At 74.7% G+C, this 16,536-nt stretch carries 13 protein-coding genes; 8 read left to right on the top strand and 5 right to left on the bottom strand.

What is annotated here, in order from left to right; genetic code table 11:
• Nucleotides 1-69 precede the first annotated feature (69 nt).
• Nucleotides 70-1,509 (top strand): transposase, encoded by a 1,440-nt coding sequence (locus AB0I11_RS07020; protein WP_357315076.1) that lies wholly within the window; start codon nucleotides 70-72, stop codon nucleotides 1,507-1,509.
• Nucleotides 1,510-1,707: 198 nt separating this feature from the next.
• Here AB0I11_RS07020 and AB0I11_RS07015 read toward each other — a convergent pair whose 3' ends face one another.
• Complete coding sequence (locus AB0I11_RS07015; RefSeq protein WP_046565734.1) at nucleotides 1,708-1,968, bottom strand: hypothetical protein; 261 nt, start codon at nucleotides 1,966-1,968, stop codon at nucleotides 1,708-1,710.
• A gap of 160 nt (nucleotides 1,969-2,128) precedes the next feature.
• On the opposite strand from AB0I11_RS07015, the gene AB0I11_RS07010 reads away from it, so the two are divergent.
• The gene (locus AB0I11_RS07010; RefSeq protein ID WP_357314625.1) at nucleotides 2,129-2,404 is read left to right on the top strand and encodes an isoamylase early set domain-containing protein; all 276 of its coding nucleotides are present in this window, start codon (nucleotides 2,129-2,131) and stop codon (nucleotides 2,402-2,404) included.
• A gap of 59 nt (nucleotides 2,405-2,463) precedes the next feature.
• Here the strand turns inward: AB0I11_RS07010 and msrB are convergent, their stop codons facing one another.
• Nucleotides 2,464-2,874, bottom strand: coding sequence for a peptide-methionine (R)-S-oxide reductase MsrB (msrB, locus tag AB0I11_RS07005; protein WP_357314623.1), 411 nt, complete (start codon nucleotides 2,872-2,874; stop codon nucleotides 2,464-2,466).
• Nucleotides 2,875-2,921: 47 nt separating this feature from the next.
• Here msrB and ligD point away from each other — a divergent pair, with 47 nt between their 5' ends.
• The 5 genes from ligD to AB0I11_RS06980 all read left to right on the top strand — a co-directional run bounded on the left by ligD (nucleotide 2,922) and on the right by AB0I11_RS06980 (nucleotide 11,740).
• A complete protein-coding gene (gene ligD / locus AB0I11_RS07000) occupies nucleotides 2,922-3,947 on the top strand; it encodes a non-homologous end-joining DNA ligase (protein ID WP_357314620.1) in 1,026 nt (341 codons plus the stop codon).
• A 111-nt stretch (nucleotides 3,948-4,058) separates the two neighbouring features.
• Nucleotides 4,059-7,253, top strand: coding sequence for an FtsX-like permease family protein (locus AB0I11_RS06995; protein WP_357314618.1), 3,195 nt, complete (start codon nucleotides 4,059-4,061; stop codon nucleotides 7,251-7,253).
• A 43-nt stretch (nucleotides 7,254-7,296) separates the two neighbouring features.
• On the top strand, nucleotides 7,297-10,026 hold the full coding sequence (locus AB0I11_RS06990; protein WP_357314616.1) for an ABC transporter permease: 2,730 nt from the start codon (nucleotides 7,297-7,299) through the stop codon (nucleotides 10,024-10,026).
• The gene (locus tag AB0I11_RS06985) at nucleotides 10,026-11,018 is read left to right on the top strand and encodes an ABC transporter ATP-binding protein (RefSeq protein WP_357314614.1); all 993 of its coding nucleotides are present in this window, start codon (nucleotides 10,026-10,028) and stop codon (nucleotides 11,016-11,018) included. Before AB0I11_RS06990 ends, AB0I11_RS06985 begins: the two co-directional genes overlap by 1 nt.
• Nucleotides 11,018-11,740 carry an ABC transporter ATP-binding protein gene (locus tag AB0I11_RS06980; RefSeq protein ID WP_357314611.1) on the top strand — a complete coding sequence of 241 codons (723 nt, stop codon included), beginning with the start codon at nucleotides 11,018-11,020 and terminating at the stop codon, nucleotides 11,738-11,740. The genes AB0I11_RS06985 and AB0I11_RS06980 overlap by 1 nt, the downstream gene beginning before the upstream one ends.
• Before the next feature lie 24 nt (nucleotides 11,741-11,764).
• Here the strand turns inward: AB0I11_RS06980 and AB0I11_RS06975 are convergent, their stop codons facing one another.
• Together AB0I11_RS06975 and AB0I11_RS06970 are read right to left on the bottom strand one after the other, a co-directional pair.
• Nucleotides 11,765-12,217: a GNAT family N-acetyltransferase gene (locus tag AB0I11_RS06975; RefSeq protein ID WP_357314608.1), complete on the bottom strand. Its 453-nt coding sequence runs from the start codon at nucleotides 12,215-12,217 to the stop codon at nucleotides 11,765-11,767.
• A 48-nt stretch (nucleotides 12,218-12,265) separates the two neighbouring features.
• Nucleotides 12,266-13,435: a helix-turn-helix domain-containing protein gene (locus AB0I11_RS06970; RefSeq protein WP_357314606.1), complete on the bottom strand. Its 1,170-nt coding sequence runs from the start codon at nucleotides 13,433-13,435 to the stop codon at nucleotides 12,266-12,268.
• A 171-nt stretch (nucleotides 13,436-13,606) separates the two neighbouring features.
• On the opposite strand from AB0I11_RS06970, the gene AB0I11_RS06965 reads away from it, so the two are divergent.
• Nucleotides 13,607-14,905, top strand: coding sequence for a YncE family protein (locus tag AB0I11_RS06965; protein WP_357314604.1), 1,299 nt, complete (start codon nucleotides 13,607-13,609; stop codon nucleotides 14,903-14,905).
• Between the two features lie 15 nt (nucleotides 14,906-14,920).
• On the opposite strand, the gene AB0I11_RS06960 is transcribed toward AB0I11_RS06965, so the two are convergent.
• Nucleotides 14,921-16,525 (bottom strand): alpha/beta hydrolase, encoded by a 1,605-nt coding sequence (locus tag AB0I11_RS06960; protein WP_357314602.1) that lies wholly within the window; start codon nucleotides 16,523-16,525, stop codon nucleotides 14,921-14,923.
• Between the last annotated feature and the right edge of the window lie 11 nt (nucleotides 16,526-16,536).

Genomic DNA, 16,536 nt, shown 5'->3' with positions numbered 1-16,536 from the left:
TTAAAAGACAAGCTAGTGCCGTGACCACAAACGTTCGCCGGGTTGGTTGCCGGGGAGTTTGTCGTACTGGTGGTGTTGGGTGGGGTTGTGCCTCGTCGTCGGGATCCTGCCGCGTCTCGGGTGGTGCATCGCACCGTGCGTGTGGCGTTGCGGGTGACGTCCGGGCAGCGGCGGCGGTGTTTCGGGCTGCTGCGGTCGGCTGGTGATGTGTGGGCGTGTGTGTTGGAGGTCAATGGGTGGCGACGTCGCCGCCGGGATGCGCCGTTGACCAGCTATCAGGAGTTGTGTCGGGAGCTGTCCGTGTCGGGGCCGGGCACCTTTGGCGAGTTGGATTCGACGGGTGCCCGGTCGGTGTTGCGGCGGTTCTCCGACGCGTGGTTCGCGGCGGCGAAACGCCGCAAGGGCGGTGACGTGTCGGCGCGTTTTCCGCGCCGGCGGCGGGGGTTGATGCCGGTGCGTTGGTATCACGGCACGTTCGCCCTCGACGGGCGTCGGGTTCGGGTCCCCTGCGCCAAGGGTGCTGCGCCGTTGTGGGTGCGGTTGGCGCGCGAGTTGCCGTATCCGGTTGAGCAGGTCCGGGCGGTCACGCTGTTGTGTGAGAGGGGCCGGCTGTTCCTGGACGTCACTGCTGAAGTGCCGGTCGCGACGTACCCGGCCGGTGAGGGACCGGACCCGGCCAGGGTGGCGGGGGTGGACCTGGGGATCATCCACCCGTACGCGGTGGCCGGCCCCGACGGTGCGGGGCTGTTGGTGTCGGGGCGGGCGATCCGCGCCGAACACCGCATGCACCTGGCCGACACGAAGGCCCGCCGCCGTGCGGCCGCCCGGCGGGCCCCGAAACCGGGGCAGCGAGGGTCACGGCGGTGGCGTCAGTACCGGCGCCGGGCGCGGCAGGTGGAGAGCCGGCATCGGCGTCGGGTGCGTCAGGCCCAACACGAGGCCGCCCGCCAGGTCGTGTCCTGGGCGGTACGCCAGCGGGTCGGTGTGCTGCACGTCGGTGACCCGCGCGGCGTGCTCGACCTGGACGCGGGACGGCGGCACAACCTGCGGCTGCGGCAGTGGCAGATCGGCCGGCTCCTGCAGGTCCTCACCGACAAAGCTGTCCTCGCCGGCATCACCGTCCACCTCGTCGACGAACGCGGCACCTCCTCGACCTGCCCGGCCTGCCGGCGGCGGGTGCCGAAACCCCGCGGCCGGACCCTGTCCTGCCCACACTGCACGTTTACCGGGCACCGCGACCTCGTCGCGGCCGCCACCATCGCCACCCGCACACCGGGCGGCGGAACCACCACCCCCACACCACCGGCCGTGGTGCCCTGGGTGGTCACGCACCGTCGAGCCGGACGACACTTCCCCGGTGCCGGCCAGTCCCGACGTGACCCCCGCCGCCCACAGCAGGCGGCGCGAGGATCAGTTGGCCCGCGGAGGCCCGCCCCACCACCGCGTGGGGAGTCGCTCGCCCAAAAGGCGAGGATCCACAACAACCACCGGACACCCGGTGAACGCTAGTGGACACCGCACTAGCCAGACCTGCGCCCCGACTCTTACCACCCGCTTACGACCGGCTCGTCCCGCCGCCAGGGCCGTGCCGGCCCGCTCGCCGGCGGCCTCGCCGGTGCGGCCCGGAACCGGCCCGGTGGGCCGCGCGACAGCGGGCCGTGCCGGCCGGGCCGGGGTGCCGGCCTGACGACGGGGGCGAGGACGAGGTCAGGCGGGGCGGGCGCCGACCGCGTCGCGGATCTCGGCGCCCTGCTCGCCCTCGACCGCGCGGGCGCAGTGGGCCGAGCAGAAGAACCGGCCGGAGACCTCGACACCGTGGCCGACGATCTTGATCTGGCAGTGCTCGCAGATGGGTGCCATCCGGTGGATGGCGCACTCGAAGGAGTCGAAGGTGTGCGTGGCGCCGTTCACCGTACGCACCTCGAACGCCATCCAGTAGTCGTTGCCGCAGACCTCGCACGTTGCCATCTGAAACCCCCCGAAAACGGACCCGTCACCACAGCGTCCGGCACCGGACACCGGCCGGCAACCGAAACCGGCGAACCTGGTCCGGCTCGACGGCGCGTCACCCCCGGCGTGTCGCGCGTTAGGCCAGGTGACCGCCGTGAAACGCCCCCGGAGGACCCCCGTGATCAAGCGCAACAAGCTCTTCGGCACCCAGACCCGGGTCACCTTCTGCCTGCCCCGGGACACCCCGCCCGGCACCGTCAGCGTGGTCGGCTGCTTCAACGGCTGGGAGCCCGGCCGGCACGAGCTGGTCGGCCGCCGGGACGGCACCCGGACGGTGACCGTCCGGCTCGGCCCGGGGGAGTACCGGTTCCGCTACCTGGCCACCGGTGGGGTCTGGCTGGACGACGAGTCCGCCGACCACGTCGACGAGCAGGGCGGCACGCTGCGGCTGTGAGCCGCGACGGGCCCGGCCGCCCGGCCGGGCCCGACCACGGCGAGTGGCTGAGGGGCGGCTCAGACGCCCTTCGGCTCCAGCCGGACGGAGATCGAGTTCACGCAGTGCCGGGTGTCCTTCGGGGTGAAGCCCTCACCCTCGAAGACGTGCCCCAGGTGACTGTCGCAGCGGGCGCAGCGGATCTCCGTGCGCCGCATGCCCAGGGTGTTGTCGGGGATCTCCTTGACGGTCCCCGGGATGGCGTCGTCGAAGCTCGGCCAGCCGCAGTGCGAGTCGAACTTGTCCTCGCTGCGGAAAAGCTCCGCTCCGCACGCCCGGCAGTGGTACACCCCGGGGGTCTTGGTGTCGACGTACTCGCCGGTCCATGGGGCCTCGGTGCCGGCCTCGCGGAGCACCCGGAACTCCTCAGGGCTCAGCCGGACCCGCCAGTCGTCCTCGGTACGGGGCAGTTCATTGTCGGAAAGACTCACCGCTCAACCGTACGTCGCGCGTCGGTGCCATCGCATATGGTCGCGCAATGGTCGCCAGCAAGGCAGTCGAGGAGATCGAAGTCGCCGGGCACACCGTGCGGCTGAGCAGCGCGGACCGGGTGATCTTCCCGGAGCGCGGGTTCACCAAGGCGGACGTCTTCCACTACTACCTGTCGGTCGGCGAGGGGATCATGCGCGCCCTCCGTGACCGGCCCACCACGCTGCAACGCTTCCCCGAGGGCATCGAGGGGGAGATGTTCTTCCAGAAGCGGGTGCCCGCCCGGGGCGTACCGCCGTGGGTGGCGACCGCGGAGATCAGCTTCCCCAGCGGCCGGAAGGCCGCCGAGCTCTGCCCGGCCGACCTGGCGCACGTGGCCTGGGCGGCGCAGATGGGCACCGTGGTCTTCCACCCGTGGCCGGTGCGCGCCGCCGACGTCGACCGCCCGGACGAGCTGCGCATCGACCTGGATCCGCAGCCCGGCACCGACTTCACCGACGCGGCCACCGCCGCCGGTGAGCTGCGGGCCCTGCTCGACGAGCTGGGCGCGACCGGCTGGCCGAAGACCTCCGGCGGCCGGGGCGTCCACGTCTACCTGCGGATCCACCCGCGCTGGACCTTCGTCGAGGTACGCCGGGCCACCATCGCGCTGGCCCGGGAGCTGGAACGCCGCCGCCCCGAGCTGGTCACCACCGCCTGGTGGAAGGAGGAGCGGGGCAGCCGGGTCTTCGTCGACTTCAACCAGATGGCCCGGGACCGCACCATCGCCTGCGCGTACTCGCTGCGGGCCAACGCCCGGGCCACCGTCTCCACCCCGGTCGACTGGGACGAGCTGCCCGACGTGGACCCGGACGACTTCCACCTGGGCAGCGTGCCGGCCCGGTTCGCCGAGCGGGGCGACCCGCACGCCGGCATCGACGACGCGCCGTGGGACATCAGCCCGCTGCTGGAGTGGGCCGAACGGGACGCCGCCGCCGGGCAGGGCGACCTGCCGTACCCCCCGGAGTATCCGAAGATGCCCGGCGAACCGAAGCGGGTGCAGCCCTCCAAGGACCGGGACCGGCCCCGCGACTGACCGTCCCGCCCGATCACGCGGCCGATAACGATCACGTAACGCGCGCGAACCTTTCCCGGCCCCCGACCGCTCTTGGAGGGCATCGGCCCGACGGGGCCAGGGGAGGGCCGGATGAGATTGGTGTTGAGGCGGGCCAACGAGGCGCGCGGACTGCTGCTGGCCGCGGTGGCCGCGGCGCTGGTCGCGGTCGCGTTGGTCACGGGGCTCACCGACTACAACCGTCGGGCGGTGGAGGCCGGCCAGCGGGCGTTGCTGAGCAAGGCCGCGCTGGAGGAGCGGAGCATCCTGATGAGCGGCGCCGGCGGCAAGAACGCCGCCGAACTGGCCGCCCGGGACCAGGCGCTGCGCGCCGGATTCGCCACCGGTCTCGGTGGCACCCCGGTCACCGTCACCGGTGCCCGGTACGGCGGTGGCCGGGAACTGACCGGCGACCTCGGCCCGCGGGTCCGCACCGACGACGACCCCGTCTTCGCCAACCTGGGGACCCTGGACGACCTGCCCGCGCACGCCGACCTGGTCGACGGCGCCTGGCCCGCACCGGGGGCGAAGCCGCTGCAGGTGACGCTCCCGGAGAAGGTCGCCGGCGCGCTGGGGATGACCGTCGGTGAGCGCGTGCCGATGCTCGACCGCAGCACCGAACGGGCCAGCACGATGGTGCTCGTGGGGACCTGGCGACCGCGGGACCCCGCCGAGCCGTACTGGCGGTTGGCGCCGGGGGTGGGCGCGGACAGCACGGCCGCCTCCGACACCTCCTACGGGCCGTTCGTGCTGGACCCGGCGGACTTCGCCGCCACCTTCCCGGGCTCGGTCTCCGGCTGGTGGGTGGTCGAGCCGGACCTCGCCGCGGCGGCCCGGGACGGCCGGCTGCTCGACGTCCGGCAGGCGCTGGCCCACGCCGTCACCGAGGTGCCCGAGAAGGCCGGCCTCGGCTCCTCCGCACAGGTCGTCACGGCGATGGAGGGGTTGCTCAACCGGATCGCCCGGGCCGACCTCGTGGGTCGCTCCTCGTTGACCACGCCGGTGCTGCTGATCGTGGTCCTCGGCGGGTACGCGCTGGTGCTGGTCGCCGCGCTCCTGCACGAGGACCGGCGGAGCCAGACCGCCCTGCTGCGGGCCCGCGGGGCCGCGCGACGGCAACTGGCGGGCCTCGCCGCCCGCGAGGCGACCCTGGTCGTCCTGCCGGCCGCCGTGCTGGGGCCGCTGCTCGCCGCCGAGACACTGAGCCGGATGAGCGGCCGTTCGAGCGCGCTGGCGCTCACCGCCGGCAGCCCCACCCTGCTCTGGGTGGCCGCGGCGGCCGCCGCCGCCGGCTGTCTGCTCGCGATGGTCGCCCCGACTCTGCGCGGGGCGGGCACCTACGTGGCCGACCTGGCGGCCCGGTCCCGACCGAACCGCAGCGCCACCGTCCAGCGGGCCAGCCTCGACCTGGTGCTGGTCGCGTTCGCGGTACTGGCCTGGACGCAGCTGCGCCAGTACTCCTCGCCGGTGACCGGCGCGGCCGGGCGGCTCGGGGTCGACCCGCTGCTGGTCGCCGCGCCGACCCTGGGCGTGCTGGCCGGTGCGGTGGTGGCGCTCCGGCTGCTCCCGCCCGCGACCCGGTTCGCCGAGCGCTTCGTCGACCGGAAGTTGTGGACCGCCACCATCCTCGGCATGTGGCAGGCGGGCCGCCGGCCGCACGCCGGACCGGTGCTGCTGCTCGCGCTCGCCGTCGGCGGCAGCACCCTCGCCTGGTCGCTGATCGCCACCGGCGAGCGGTCCCTGGTCGACCAGGCCGACCACACCGTCGGCGCCGACCTGCGGATCACCGAGCGCAACGGGATCGCCCCGATCGGACGGGCCGGGCAGCTCGAGGCGCTGAACGGGGTGGACCGCGTGTCGCCGGCCTGGCGGGACGAGATCCGGGTCGGCCGCGTCGACCTGCCCGCCACGGTGGTGAGCCTCGACGCGGCGACCGCGGCGCAGCTGGTGCGGCTCGACGACCGGCTGGCCGACGAGCCGGTGCGGACGCTGTTCGACCGGCAGGTCCGGGCGCGCAACGCGCCGGCCGGGGTCGAGCTGCCGGCCGGCACCAAGGCGATCACCGGCACGGTCCGCACCCCGGTACGCGACAACCTGTCGTCCCGCCCGATCGCCGTGTCGATGCTGGTGACCCGGGCGGACGGGCTGGCCTTCCGGCTGCCGGTCGCGAGCACGGACGGCGACGGCCGGCGAACCCGCTTCACCGTGAACCTGCCCGCGTCCGAGAGGCCCCTGCGGCTGGCCGGATTCGAGCTCGACGGCGGCGACGTGGCCGGCACGGCGTACGGGTTGCAGCTGACCGGCCTGCGGCTGATCGGCGCCGACGGGACGGCCACGCCGGCGCAGCTCGGCGACGCCTGGGTGGCGACCAACGGCGAACCCACCGGCCGACTGACCGTCTCGGCGACGGCCACCGGGCTCTCGGCCGAGAGCCAGGTCACCTTCCTGCCGGGCGGGCGGTTCGCGTACCAGGACTCCTCCCGCTTCGTGGTGGTGCCGGCCGGCGACAACAAGCCGGTGCCGGCGCTGATGACCCCCCGGGTCCGCGAGGCGCTGAGCCTGCACACCGGCGACACCGTCACCCTGTCGCTCTCCGGGGTGTCGTTGCCGGTCACCGTGGTCGGCGAGGTGGCCGCGGTGCCCTCCACCGCCGGCGACGGGGTGCTGCTGGACCTGCCGGCCGCGGTGGACTGGCTGATCCGGGACCGCGGCGCCGTCCGGGCGGTGCAGGAGTGGTGGCTGGGCACCGCCGACGCCGCTCCGGGCACGGTGGCCCGCGCGGCCGCCGACCTGCCCGGGGTCACCGTGCTGGACCGGCAGCAGGTGGCCGAGAGCGCCGACGAGGACCCGTACTGGCAGGGCGCCCGGACCGGTCTCCTCGCCGCCGCGATCGGTTCGGTGCTGCTGGCTCTCGTCGGGTTGATCGTCGACGTCTGGGCGACCGCCCGGCACCGGCTCGGCGAGTTCGCCGTGCTGCACACGCTCGGCGCCGCCCCCCGGCTGCTGGCCCGGGCGCTGCTGGCCGAGCAGACCTTCCTGGCCGGGCTGGGGGTCGGGGTCGGGTTGCTGCTGGGCTCGGCGGTGGGCGTGACGATGGCCCCGCTGGTCATCCTCACCCCGTCGGCCAGCCGGCCGGTGCCCGAAGCGGCCTTCGTGCTGCCGTGGACGCCGGTCGGGGTGACCGCGATCGGCCTGCTGCTGGCGGCGCTGGCCTTCAGTGCGTTCATCGCCCTCGGCATCCGGCAGCGGGTGGCGGCGGCGCAGCTGCGAATCGGGGGAGACCGGTGACCGGGTGGAGCGGAGCGACAACCACGAGCGTGGAGGCGGCGAGATGAGCATCGGCGCGATCGCCCGACGGATCCGGGCGTACGGCGGACAGTTCCTGCTGCTCGCGGCGCTGACGATGGTCGTCATGCTGCTGATCAGCGCGGGACCCCGGCTGGTCAACTCGCGGACCGACGAGGGCCTGCGGACGCTCATGGCCAGCCAGCCGGACGAGCGGCGGGACGTGACCTACACGACCCCGGAACCGATCTTCAACGCCGGCAACGGCACCTCGCTGATGGACGCGTTCGAGGCCGACCTGGCCCGCAAGCAGAACGAGATGCCGCCGGAGGTGCGGCGGCTGGTCGGCCAGCGGTGGTTCACCGCGGAGACCGGCGCCGACCGGGTCCGGGGCCCGGACCTGGCGGCGAAGAACCTGCTGGTCGACCTCGGGCTACGGCACCTGCCCGGGACCGCCGACGCCGGCACCCTGATCGACGGGCACTGGCCCGAGCCGGGGGTGCGGGTCGATCAGCCGATCCAGGTGGCGCTCTCCGCCGAGGTCGCCCGCAAGCTGAACCTGCAGGCCGGCAGCAAGCTGACCCTCACCAGGACGTCACCGGATGACACCGACGAAACGGCGAAGAAGGCCGAGCCGGTACCGATCACCGTGGTCGGCGTCTTCGAACCCCGGGACCGCGCGGACGGCATCTGGCAGGGCCTGCCGTCGATCCTGCACGTGGTCGAGCCTCCGGGGGACGCGCAGCCGTTCATCGCGTACGGGGTCGCCGACCGGGCGTCGCTGGACCGCCTCTCCCGCGACGGTTGGGGTCTGCGGTTCGGCTGGCGCTACCGGTTGGTCGCCGACGGCTTCGACGCGCGGGACGTGCCCGGGCTCATCGACAGCTTGCAGCGGATGGGTCAGCGGGCGCAGGGCGTCACCCTCGTCCAGGGCCTCGACATCCCGTTGCGGCAGTTCCTGGCGGAGGTGGCCGCCGCCCGTACGGTCCTCGCGGTGATCGCGGCCGGCGTGCTGGCGACCCTGACCGGGCTGGTCCTGCTGGCCGCCGGCCTGACCGTCCGCCGGCGCCGGGCCGAACTCACCCTGTTGCGTGCCCGGGGCGGCACGGGCGTCACCGTGGCCCGCCGCAGCCTCGCCGAGTGCCTGCTGGTGATGCTGCCCGCCGCCGCGATCGGTTGGCTCCTCGGAAACCTGGCGCCCGGAGCGCCGGGGAACACCGCGGCGCTCGCCGTGGTCGCGGCCGTCCTGGTGACGCTGGTGTTGCCGGTGGCCGCGCTCGCCGCGCCGACCGGTGGCGGCGGGCGGCGCGACCTGATCAAGCTGCGCCCCTCGGCGCGCCGGATCACCGCGGAGGCGGCCCTGGTGCTGCTCGCCGTGCTCGCGGTCGTCCTGCTGCGCCGTCGCGGCCTCGTCCCCGGTGAGATCGACCCGCTCCTGGTCTCGGTCCCCGTGCTGCTCGCCGTCGGCGCAGCGGTGCTGGCCGTCCGGCTCTACCCGTGGCCGCTGCGGCTGCTCAGCCGGCTCGCGGCCCGGACCCGGGGCAGCGTCGCCTTCCTGGGCACCGCCCGCGCCGGCCGGGCCGTGGTCACCACCCCGCTGGTGGTCGTGGTGCTGGCCATCGCCACCGCGGCCTTCTGCGCGGTCGTCGCCAGCGGGCTGCAGACCAGCCGGGACGCTGCGGCCAGCCGGCAGGTGCCCGCCGACGCGCTCATCCAGGCCGCGCGGCTGGCCCCGGAGACCGGCGCCGACCTGGAACGGCTGCCCGGGGTGCGGGCGACCGGCCCGCTGGCGCAGGAGGCGGGTCAGCGCCTGGCCAAGGACGCCAGGGGCGGGGACGCCCGACTCGGCGATGTCACCGTGCTGCTGGTCGACGGGCCGGCCATGGCCCGGGTGGTCCGGGAGTCCGGCGTACCCGTGGACGTGCCCGCCGCGCTGCTCGCCGCCCCCGGCGCGCAGTCCGGCCCGCTGCCCGCGGTGGTCTCCCCGGCGGTCGCCGCCGACCTGGCCGACGCCGGTCTGGACGGCAGCGCCTTCGTCGGCGTGCAGGGCCAGCGCTACGAGTTCAGGGTGGCGGAGCGGGCGGACACGTTCCCGATGCTCCGGACGGACAGCCACCGGTTCGTCATCCTGCCCTGGCAGTCGGTGCCCCGGACCGACCACGTCGTCGTGCCGACCGGCTTCCTGGTCGCCGGCGACGACCTCGACGTCGCAAAGCTGCGCGCCGTGGGCAACGAGGGCCAGCGCCGCTTCCAGCAGGGCGGGGCGGTCACCGGCGCCGAACCGCCGCGCGAGGCGGAGGTCCGCACCTGGGCGGAGGTCCGCCACCAGGTCGGCGAGGGCAGCGCGAACGCCGTGCTGGTGTTCGGCTTCGCCGCCGGCGCCGCCGGCGGAACGCTGCTGGGTGTGCTGGCGATCGCGTTCGTGGTGCTGGCCGGCGCGCGGGCCCGCGGCCAGGTGCTGTCCCGGCTGCGCACCCTCGGCCTGTCCCGCCGGCAGTGGCGCGCGCTGCTCCTGGTGGAGCTGGGGCCGCTGGTCGGCGTGTCGGTGGTCACCGGCGCGCTGGTCGGCGCGCTCCTGCCGGTGCTGCTCACCCCGGTGCTCGGCCTGTCCGCCTTCACCGGCGGCGCCCCCGTCCGGGTGGCGTTCGACCCCCGCCTCATCGCCGGGATCGTCGTGTTGGGGGCGGTCGCCCTCGGCTTCGCGGTCGCCGTCGAGGCTTTGAACAACCGCCGGATGCGCCTCGGTGAGGTGCTCCGGCTCGGAGAGGAGAGCTGATGACCGCCACCGCACAGAGCCCCGCCGTGCCGGACCTGGCCGCCCTGCAGCGCCGCGCCGCCGAGCGCGCCGCCGAGCGGGCCGGCGGCCAGGACCGGCTGCGCGGGCACATCGTCTGCGACAGCCTGGTCCGTATCTTCAAGACCGAGGGCGTGGAGGTGCTCGCCCTGCAGGGGCTGGACCTGGTCATCGACCGGGGTGAGCTGGTGGCCATCGTGGGCGCCTCCGGGTCCGGCAAGTCCACCCTGCTCAACATCCTCTCCGGGCTCGACACCCCGACCGCGGGCATCGCCCGGGTGGCGGACTACGACCTGCTCAACCTCTCCGCCCGGCGGCGGTTGAGCTACCGGCGGGACGTGGTCGGCTTCGTCTGGCAGCAGACCGGCCGGAACCTGCTGCCCTACCTGACCGCGATGGAGAACGTCGAGTTGCCGATGCAGCTGGCGGGTCGCGGCGGCGGCCGCCGGGCCCGGCGGGAGCGGGCCCGGCAACTGCTCGACCTGGTCGGCGTCGGCTACTGCGCGGATCGCCGCCCGGGCCAGATGAGCGGCGGCGAGCAGCAGCGCTGCGCGGTGGCCGTGGCGGTGGCGAACGACCCGGAGGTGCTCTTCGCCGACGAGCCGACCGGCGAGCTGGATGAGGCGACCGGCGCCGAGGTGTTCGCCGCGCTGCGCACCATCAACGCCGAGCTGGGCGTCACCATCGTGGTGGTCACCCACGACCACGCCGTGGCGAGCCAGGTCCGCCGGACCGTCGCCATCCGCGACGGCCGGACCTCCTCGGAGGTACGCCGGACCGCCCGGCTGGCCGCCGACGGCAGCACCGAGCTGGTCAGCGAGGAGTACGCGGTGCTCGACCGGACGGGCCGGATGCAGCTCCCGGCGTCCTTCGTGGACGCCCTGTCCCTGCGCGACCGGGTCCGGCTCAACCTGGAACCGGACCATGTCGAGGTGCGTCCCGGCGACCGGGCGCACAGCGAGGAGAGTGAGTGATGAGCGAGCAGCTTTTCGCGGCCCCGGCCGTGCCGGTGCCCACCACCGAGGAGGTGCTCCGGGTCGAGGGGGTGAGCCGTACCTTCGGTCGGGGCGAGCACGCGGTGCACGCGGTCCGGGACGTCTCCTTCGTCGCCGGGCGGGGCGAGCTGGTCGCGGTCCGGGGCCGGTCCGGCGCCGGCAAGACCACCCTGCTGAACCTGGTCGGCGGGCTGGACCGGCCGGACCACGGCACGATCCGGGTGGCCGGGCACGAGGTGACCGCGGCCGGCGAGCGGGAGCTGCTCGCGCTGCGCCGGGGCACCGTCGGCTTCGTCTTCCAGACCTTCGGCCTGGTACCGATCCTGTCGGCGGCGGAGAACGTCGGGGTGCCGCTGCGGCTGGCGAAGGTGCCGGCCGCCGAGCGGGAACAGCGGGTGGCCGTGCTGCTGGAGCTGGTCGGCCTGGGCGGGCACGCCGCGCAGCGCCCGTACGAGCTCTCCGGCGGGCAGCAGCAGCGGGTGGCGGTGGCCCGGGCCCTGGCGAACGAGCCGGACCTGCTGATCGCCGACGAGCCGACCGGCCAGCTCGACTCGGAGACCGGGCGGTCGATCATGGACCTGCTCCGGGCGGTGGTGCACGCCCGCGGGATGACCGCGCTGGTGGCCACCCACGACCCGGCGCTGCTCGAGATGGCCGACCGTACCCTCACCATGCGCGACGGCCGCCTGGCCGACGACTGACCCGGGGCCGGGCCGGGGGAGGCCTCAGAGGGCCAGCTTCATGCCCTCGTGGCTGGCCACGAAGCCCAGGTTGCGGTAGAAGCGGTGCGCGTCGGCGCGGGACTTGTCGGTGGTGAGCTGCACCAGCGCGCAGCCCCGCGCCCGGGCCCGGTCGATCGCCCAGGTCATCATCTCCCGGCCCAGCCCCTGGCCGCGCAGGTCCGAGCGGACCCGGACCGACTCGATCAGGGACCGCTCGGCGCCGTGCCGGCCCAGCCCCGGGATGTCGGTGATCTGCATGCAGCCGACCAGCTCACCGTCGCGGTCGACCACCACGAGGTGGTTGCGCGGGTCGGCGGTGATCTCGGCGAACGCCTTCTCGTACGCCTCGTCCACCTGGGTGAAGTCGCGGGCCTTGCCCAGCACGTCGTCCGCGAGCAGGGCGATGACGGCGGGCAGGTCCGCGCGGACCGCCTCCCGGAAGATCACGTCGATCATGCCGGAAGCCTGGCACAGCGGCGGGCGCCGATGCGCCGGTACCGGCGTTCAGGGCTGGTCCAGCCACGTGCGCAGCGCCCACCACCAGTGCAGGGTCTCGCGCACCGGCCAGCGCGGTCCGTCCTCGACCGGCGGCCCGCCGGTGAGGTCCCGCAGCCGGCGCAGCCGGTACCGCACGGTGTTCGGGTGCACGTGCAGGGCGGCGGCCGTCTGGTCCAGCCGCTGCCCGTGGTCCAGCCAGGCGAGCGCGGTCGAGGCCAACTCCCGGTGGAACTCCTCGGCCGGGTCGAGGCCGGCCAGCAGGACACCCCGCAGCAGCTCGGCCAGGGCCGGCTGGGCGTCCAGCGCGGTCTCCCCGGCCAGGTCGGTGACCAGGTGCACGCCGCGCAGCCGGCGCCGGGCCGCGCTCCGCAGCGCGGCGACGCAGAGCGCGTACATCGCCGGCGCCCGGTCCAGCGGGCGGGCCGGCGCGGCCACCACCAGCGCGTCCGGCGGGGCGGCGGCGCTCTCCGGCAGTCGGGGGACGAGGCCGGCGAACCGGCCCTCGACCGGGCCGAGCACCCCGCCGCACCGGGCGAACCGGCGGGCCAGGGCGTGCGCCCGCACCGGGTCGAGGCGTTCCGCGACCAGGCAGTGGTAGCGCCCGTCCGGGCGTAGCCCGAACCGGGTCAGCTCCGCGGCCGGCTCGCGCGGGGCCGGCTCGCCGGCGGCGGGGCCGAGCAGCAGCCGGCGGAGCAGTCGGGCGCGGGCCGCCCCGCCGGCGGCGGTCAGTTGCCGCTCGGCGGACCGGTGACCGTCGACCACCGCCCGTTCCACCGCCCCGGCATAGCGGCTTATCGTGAGCAGCCCCTCGACCAGCACGTCGTCCGGGATGCCGGCGGCCCGCCCGTGCCGCACCACCAGCTCCACCGCCCGGTTCCGGCCGGCCTGCACGCCGCGCAGCAGCCCCGCGACCGACACCCCCTGCGCCGCCCGGTCGGCGCCCAGCCGGCGCGCCTCGGCGAAGTCCCGCTCGGCCGGATCGTCCCGGCGTTCCAGCGCGCCGAGCCCGCTGGTGAGCAGGGTGACGACCTGCCGGCGGACCTCCGCCGGGGGGAGCCGGGCCACCTCGGGGGAGTGCTCGCGGGCGGCGCGGACCACCTCCTCGACGGCCAGCGCGTCGCCGGTCAGGTCGCGCAGCAGCGTCGCGAAGGGGGTCGGGCTTCCGGTCCGGGCCATCGCCTCCCGCGCCTCCCGTTGTCGTCGCGGCACAACCGGCCCGGCCGGCTGTTGGCGTCCAGCCCCTATCGGGTGCTCGCGGCCGGCTGTTTCCCTGTTTGTTACCGCAAGGTAACACCGCCCACTGGCAAAGAGGAACGTCAATCCCGAAACCGGCTCCCAGGAGGTGCCATGTCCCCCGCACCGCCGCACCCGTCCCGCCCGCGCGCCCGCCGGGCCGCGCTCGCCGCCCTCGCGGCCCTCGCCCTCGCCGCCCCGGCGACCCCGGTGGCCGCGGCGCCCCGCGCCGCGCACGTGCCGCAGGCCGCGCTGCCGGCCGCGGCGGCCCTCCAGGAGGTGATGTTCGTGGGCAACAACTGGGACGGCACCGCGGACGTCATCCGCGCCCGCGGCGACTACGCCCGGCTGGGCCGGATCAACGTCGTCCCGGACCGGGCCCAGCGGCTGCGCGAGATCTACCTCAACCCGATCCGGCTCGCCTTCTTCCTCGGCATCCGGCAGGGCCCTGGCGAGGGCCACGACCAACTGGTCGACGACATGTACACCACCCCGGACGGGTCCGCCCTGGTGGTGTCCCGGCCCAGTTTTGCCGACGTCGTCTCCATCGACCTGGCCACCGGGGCCCTGCGCTGGCGCTTCCCGGTCTCCGGCTACCGGTCCGACCACATGGCCGTCTCCCCGGACGGCACCCGGGTCGCCGTCTCCGCCTCCACCGGCAACACCGTGCACGTGCTCGACATCCGCACCGGCCAGCAGCTCGGCTCCTTCTCCACCGGGGACAAGCCGCACGAGAACATCTTCACCGACGGCGGCCGGTACCTGTGGAACATGTCCATCGGCGAGGTGAACACCGACCTGGACGCGCCCTGGCTGGACTGGACCAAGGGGGACCGGCGGATCACCGTCGCCGACACCACCACGTTCCAGGTGGTGAAGGTCATCGACATGCGGTCCCGGCTGGACGCCGCCGGCCGGCAGGACCTCTCCGACGCCGTCCGCCCGGCCGTCTTCACCCCGGACGGCAGCAAGCTCTACTTCCAGGTCTCCTTCTTCAACGGCCTCGTCGAGTACGACGTCGCCAGCGACCGGATCACCCGCGTCGCCACCCTGCCGAAGAACCCGGCCACCAGTGAGGACCGCACCACCTGGGTGAACGACTCCCGCCACCACGGGCTGTCGGTCAGCCCGGACGGCAGCCGGCTCTGCGTGGCCGGCACCATGGACGACTACGCCACCGTCGTCGACCGGGCCACCCTGCGGCAGGGCACCCTGGTGCCGGCCAGCAAGCCCTACTGGGCCACGGTCAGCGGGGACGGCCAGGACTGCGTGATCTCCGAATCCGGCGCCGACCAGGTCACCGCGATCAACTTCGCCACCGGGCAGAAGGTCACCAGCGTGCCGGTCGGCGACCACCCGCAGCGGGTCCGCATCGGCCACCTGCCGCTGGGCTGGACGCCGCCGGCCGGCTGAGCGGCCGGCACACCGTCACCGGGCGGGGCAGCGCAGCCCCGCCCGGGGCACGGTGAGTGAGATCAGGTACGCGTCCACCGCCTCGGTCACACAGGCGGTCTGCGGGTACGCGGTGTGCCCCTCGCCCTCCCAGGTGAGCACCCGCCCGACGCCCAGCATCGAGGCCAGCGCGGCGGTCTGCTCGTAGGGCGTGGCCGGGTCGCCGGTGGTGCCCACCACCACGATCGGCGGCGCGCCGACCGCCCGGCCGGTCGGGTACGGGTCCCGCCCGCCGGGCCACTCGACACAGCCCAGCATCCCCACCGCCAGCGCCGGACCGAACAACGGGTACGTCGTCCGCCACCGCGACTGGAGCTGCCGGATCTGGTCGCGGGTCGGCTTCTCCGTCTCGTCGGCGCAGTTCACCGCCATGTTCGCGTCGAACAGGTTGGAGTAGTGCCCGTCCTCCTCGCGCCCCGCGTACGCGTCGGCCAGGGTGAACACCCCGGTCGGGTCGCCGCCCTGCAACGCGTCGATCGCCCGGGCCAGCTCCTGCCAACCGGTCTCGGTGTAGAGCGAGGAGATCACCGCGTAGAACACCCAACCGGAGGTCGCCTCCCGGCCGTCCCGGCCCCGGGCCGGGGAGACCCGGGCCTTGTCGATGGCGGAGGTGACCGCACCCCGGGCGTCCGGCGCGATCGGGCAACGGCCGGCGTTCGCCGCGCACCAGCGGGAGAAGTTGTCGAACGCCCGCTCGAAGCCCTTCGCCTGGCTCTCCGACCCGGCGATCAGCTGCTGCTGCGGGTCCACCGCCCCGTCGAGCACCAGCGCGCGTACCCGCTGCGGATAGAGCTGGGCGTAGGTGGCCCCGAGCAGGGTGCCGTACGAGTAGCCGAGGTAGGTCAACTTGTCGTCGCCGACGGCCGCGCGCACCGCGTCCATGTCCCGCGCCGCCTGCTCGGTGCCGTAGAGCGGGAGCTGGTCGCCGTACTTGGCCCCGCAGCGCTGCCCGACCCGCCGGTTGAGGTCGACGAAGCCGTCGAACGACGCCTGGCTCTTCGGGTCGGGGTCGTAGCCGAAGCTGGTGTCCAGGTCGCCGTCGGAGATGCACTTCACGGGACTGGACCGGGCCACCCCGCGCGGGTCGAAGCCGACGATGTCGAACCGGTCGGTCACCGCGGCCGGCAGCCCGCCGAAGCCCGACCCGAACGACAGGTAGACGGCGGTGTCCACACCGGAGGCGCCGGGACCGCCCGGGTTCACCACCAACGACCCGATCCGGTCGTGCTGCCGGTTGGAGCGGATCCGGATGAGGGCGATCTCGAAGGTCTCCCCGGCGCCCGGACCGGCCGTCGCCCCGGTGGTCGCCCCGGCGCCCCAGTTGCGGGGTACGGCGATCCGGGTGCACTCGTACCGCATGCCCGCCGCGCCCCGGCCGACCAGCTCGTCGGGGACCTCCGGGCAGGCCCGCCAGGTCGGCGCGGCGCCCGGCGCGGCCGCCGCGCCCTGGCCCTCGGTGCGCGGGGCGATCACCGGCAGGGTGCAGCCGGCGCTGAGCAGCACCACGGCGACCAGCCCGGCCAGCGCGGCCCAGGCCCGGCGCGGCCGGTCGGAGAAGCGGATCACGTGCCAGCCTTCCATGATCGTGTCGA

The sequence above is a fragment of the Micromonospora sp. NPDC050495 genome (assembly GCF_040655175.1).
In the GTDB taxonomy this organism is placed as follows: Bacteria; Actinomycetota; Actinomycetes; order Mycobacteriales; family Micromonosporaceae; genus Micromonospora.
Note: the sequence above shows the minus strand (reverse complement) of the source record. Positions and strands in the feature narration are given on the sequence as shown.

Excerpts from the sequence above, each read along its gene's own strand:
- AB0I11_RS06965 (WP_357314604.1), top strand. The coding sequence starts at position 13,607 with ATGTCCCCCGCACCGCCGCACCCGTCCCGCCCGCGCGCCCGCCGGGCC.
- AB0I11_RS06985 (WP_357314614.1), top strand. The coding sequence starts at position 10,026 with ATGACCGCCACCGCACAGAGCCCCGCCGTGCCGGACCTGGCCGCCCTG.
- AB0I11_RS06980 (WP_357314611.1), top strand. The coding sequence starts at position 11,018 with ATGAGCGAGCAGCTTTTCGCGGCCCCGGCCGTGCCGGTGCCCACCACC.
- AB0I11_RS06960 (WP_357314602.1), bottom strand. The coding sequence starts at position 16,525 with ATGGAAGGCTGGCACGTGATCCGCTTCTCCGACCGGCCGCGCCGGGCC.
- AB0I11_RS06990 (WP_357314616.1), top strand. The coding sequence starts at position 7,297 with ATGAGCATCGGCGCGATCGCCCGACGGATCCGGGCGTACGGCGGACAG.
- AB0I11_RS06995 (WP_357314618.1), top strand. The coding sequence starts at position 4,059 with ATGAGATTGGTGTTGAGGCGGGCCAACGAGGCGCGCGGACTGCTGCTG.
- ligD (WP_357314620.1), top strand. The coding sequence starts at position 2,922 with ATGGTCGCCAGCAAGGCAGTCGAGGAGATCGAAGTCGCCGGGCACACC.
- AB0I11_RS07015 (WP_046565734.1), bottom strand. The coding sequence starts at position 1,968 with ATGGCAACGTGCGAGGTCTGCGGCAACGACTACTGGATGGCGTTCGAG.
- AB0I11_RS06975 (WP_357314608.1), bottom strand. The coding sequence starts at position 12,217 with ATGATCGACGTGATCTTCCGGGAGGCGGTCCGCGCGGACCTGCCCGCC.
- AB0I11_RS06970 (WP_357314606.1), bottom strand. The coding sequence starts at position 13,435 with ATGGCCCGGACCGGAAGCCCGACCCCCTTCGCGACGCTGCTGCGCGAC.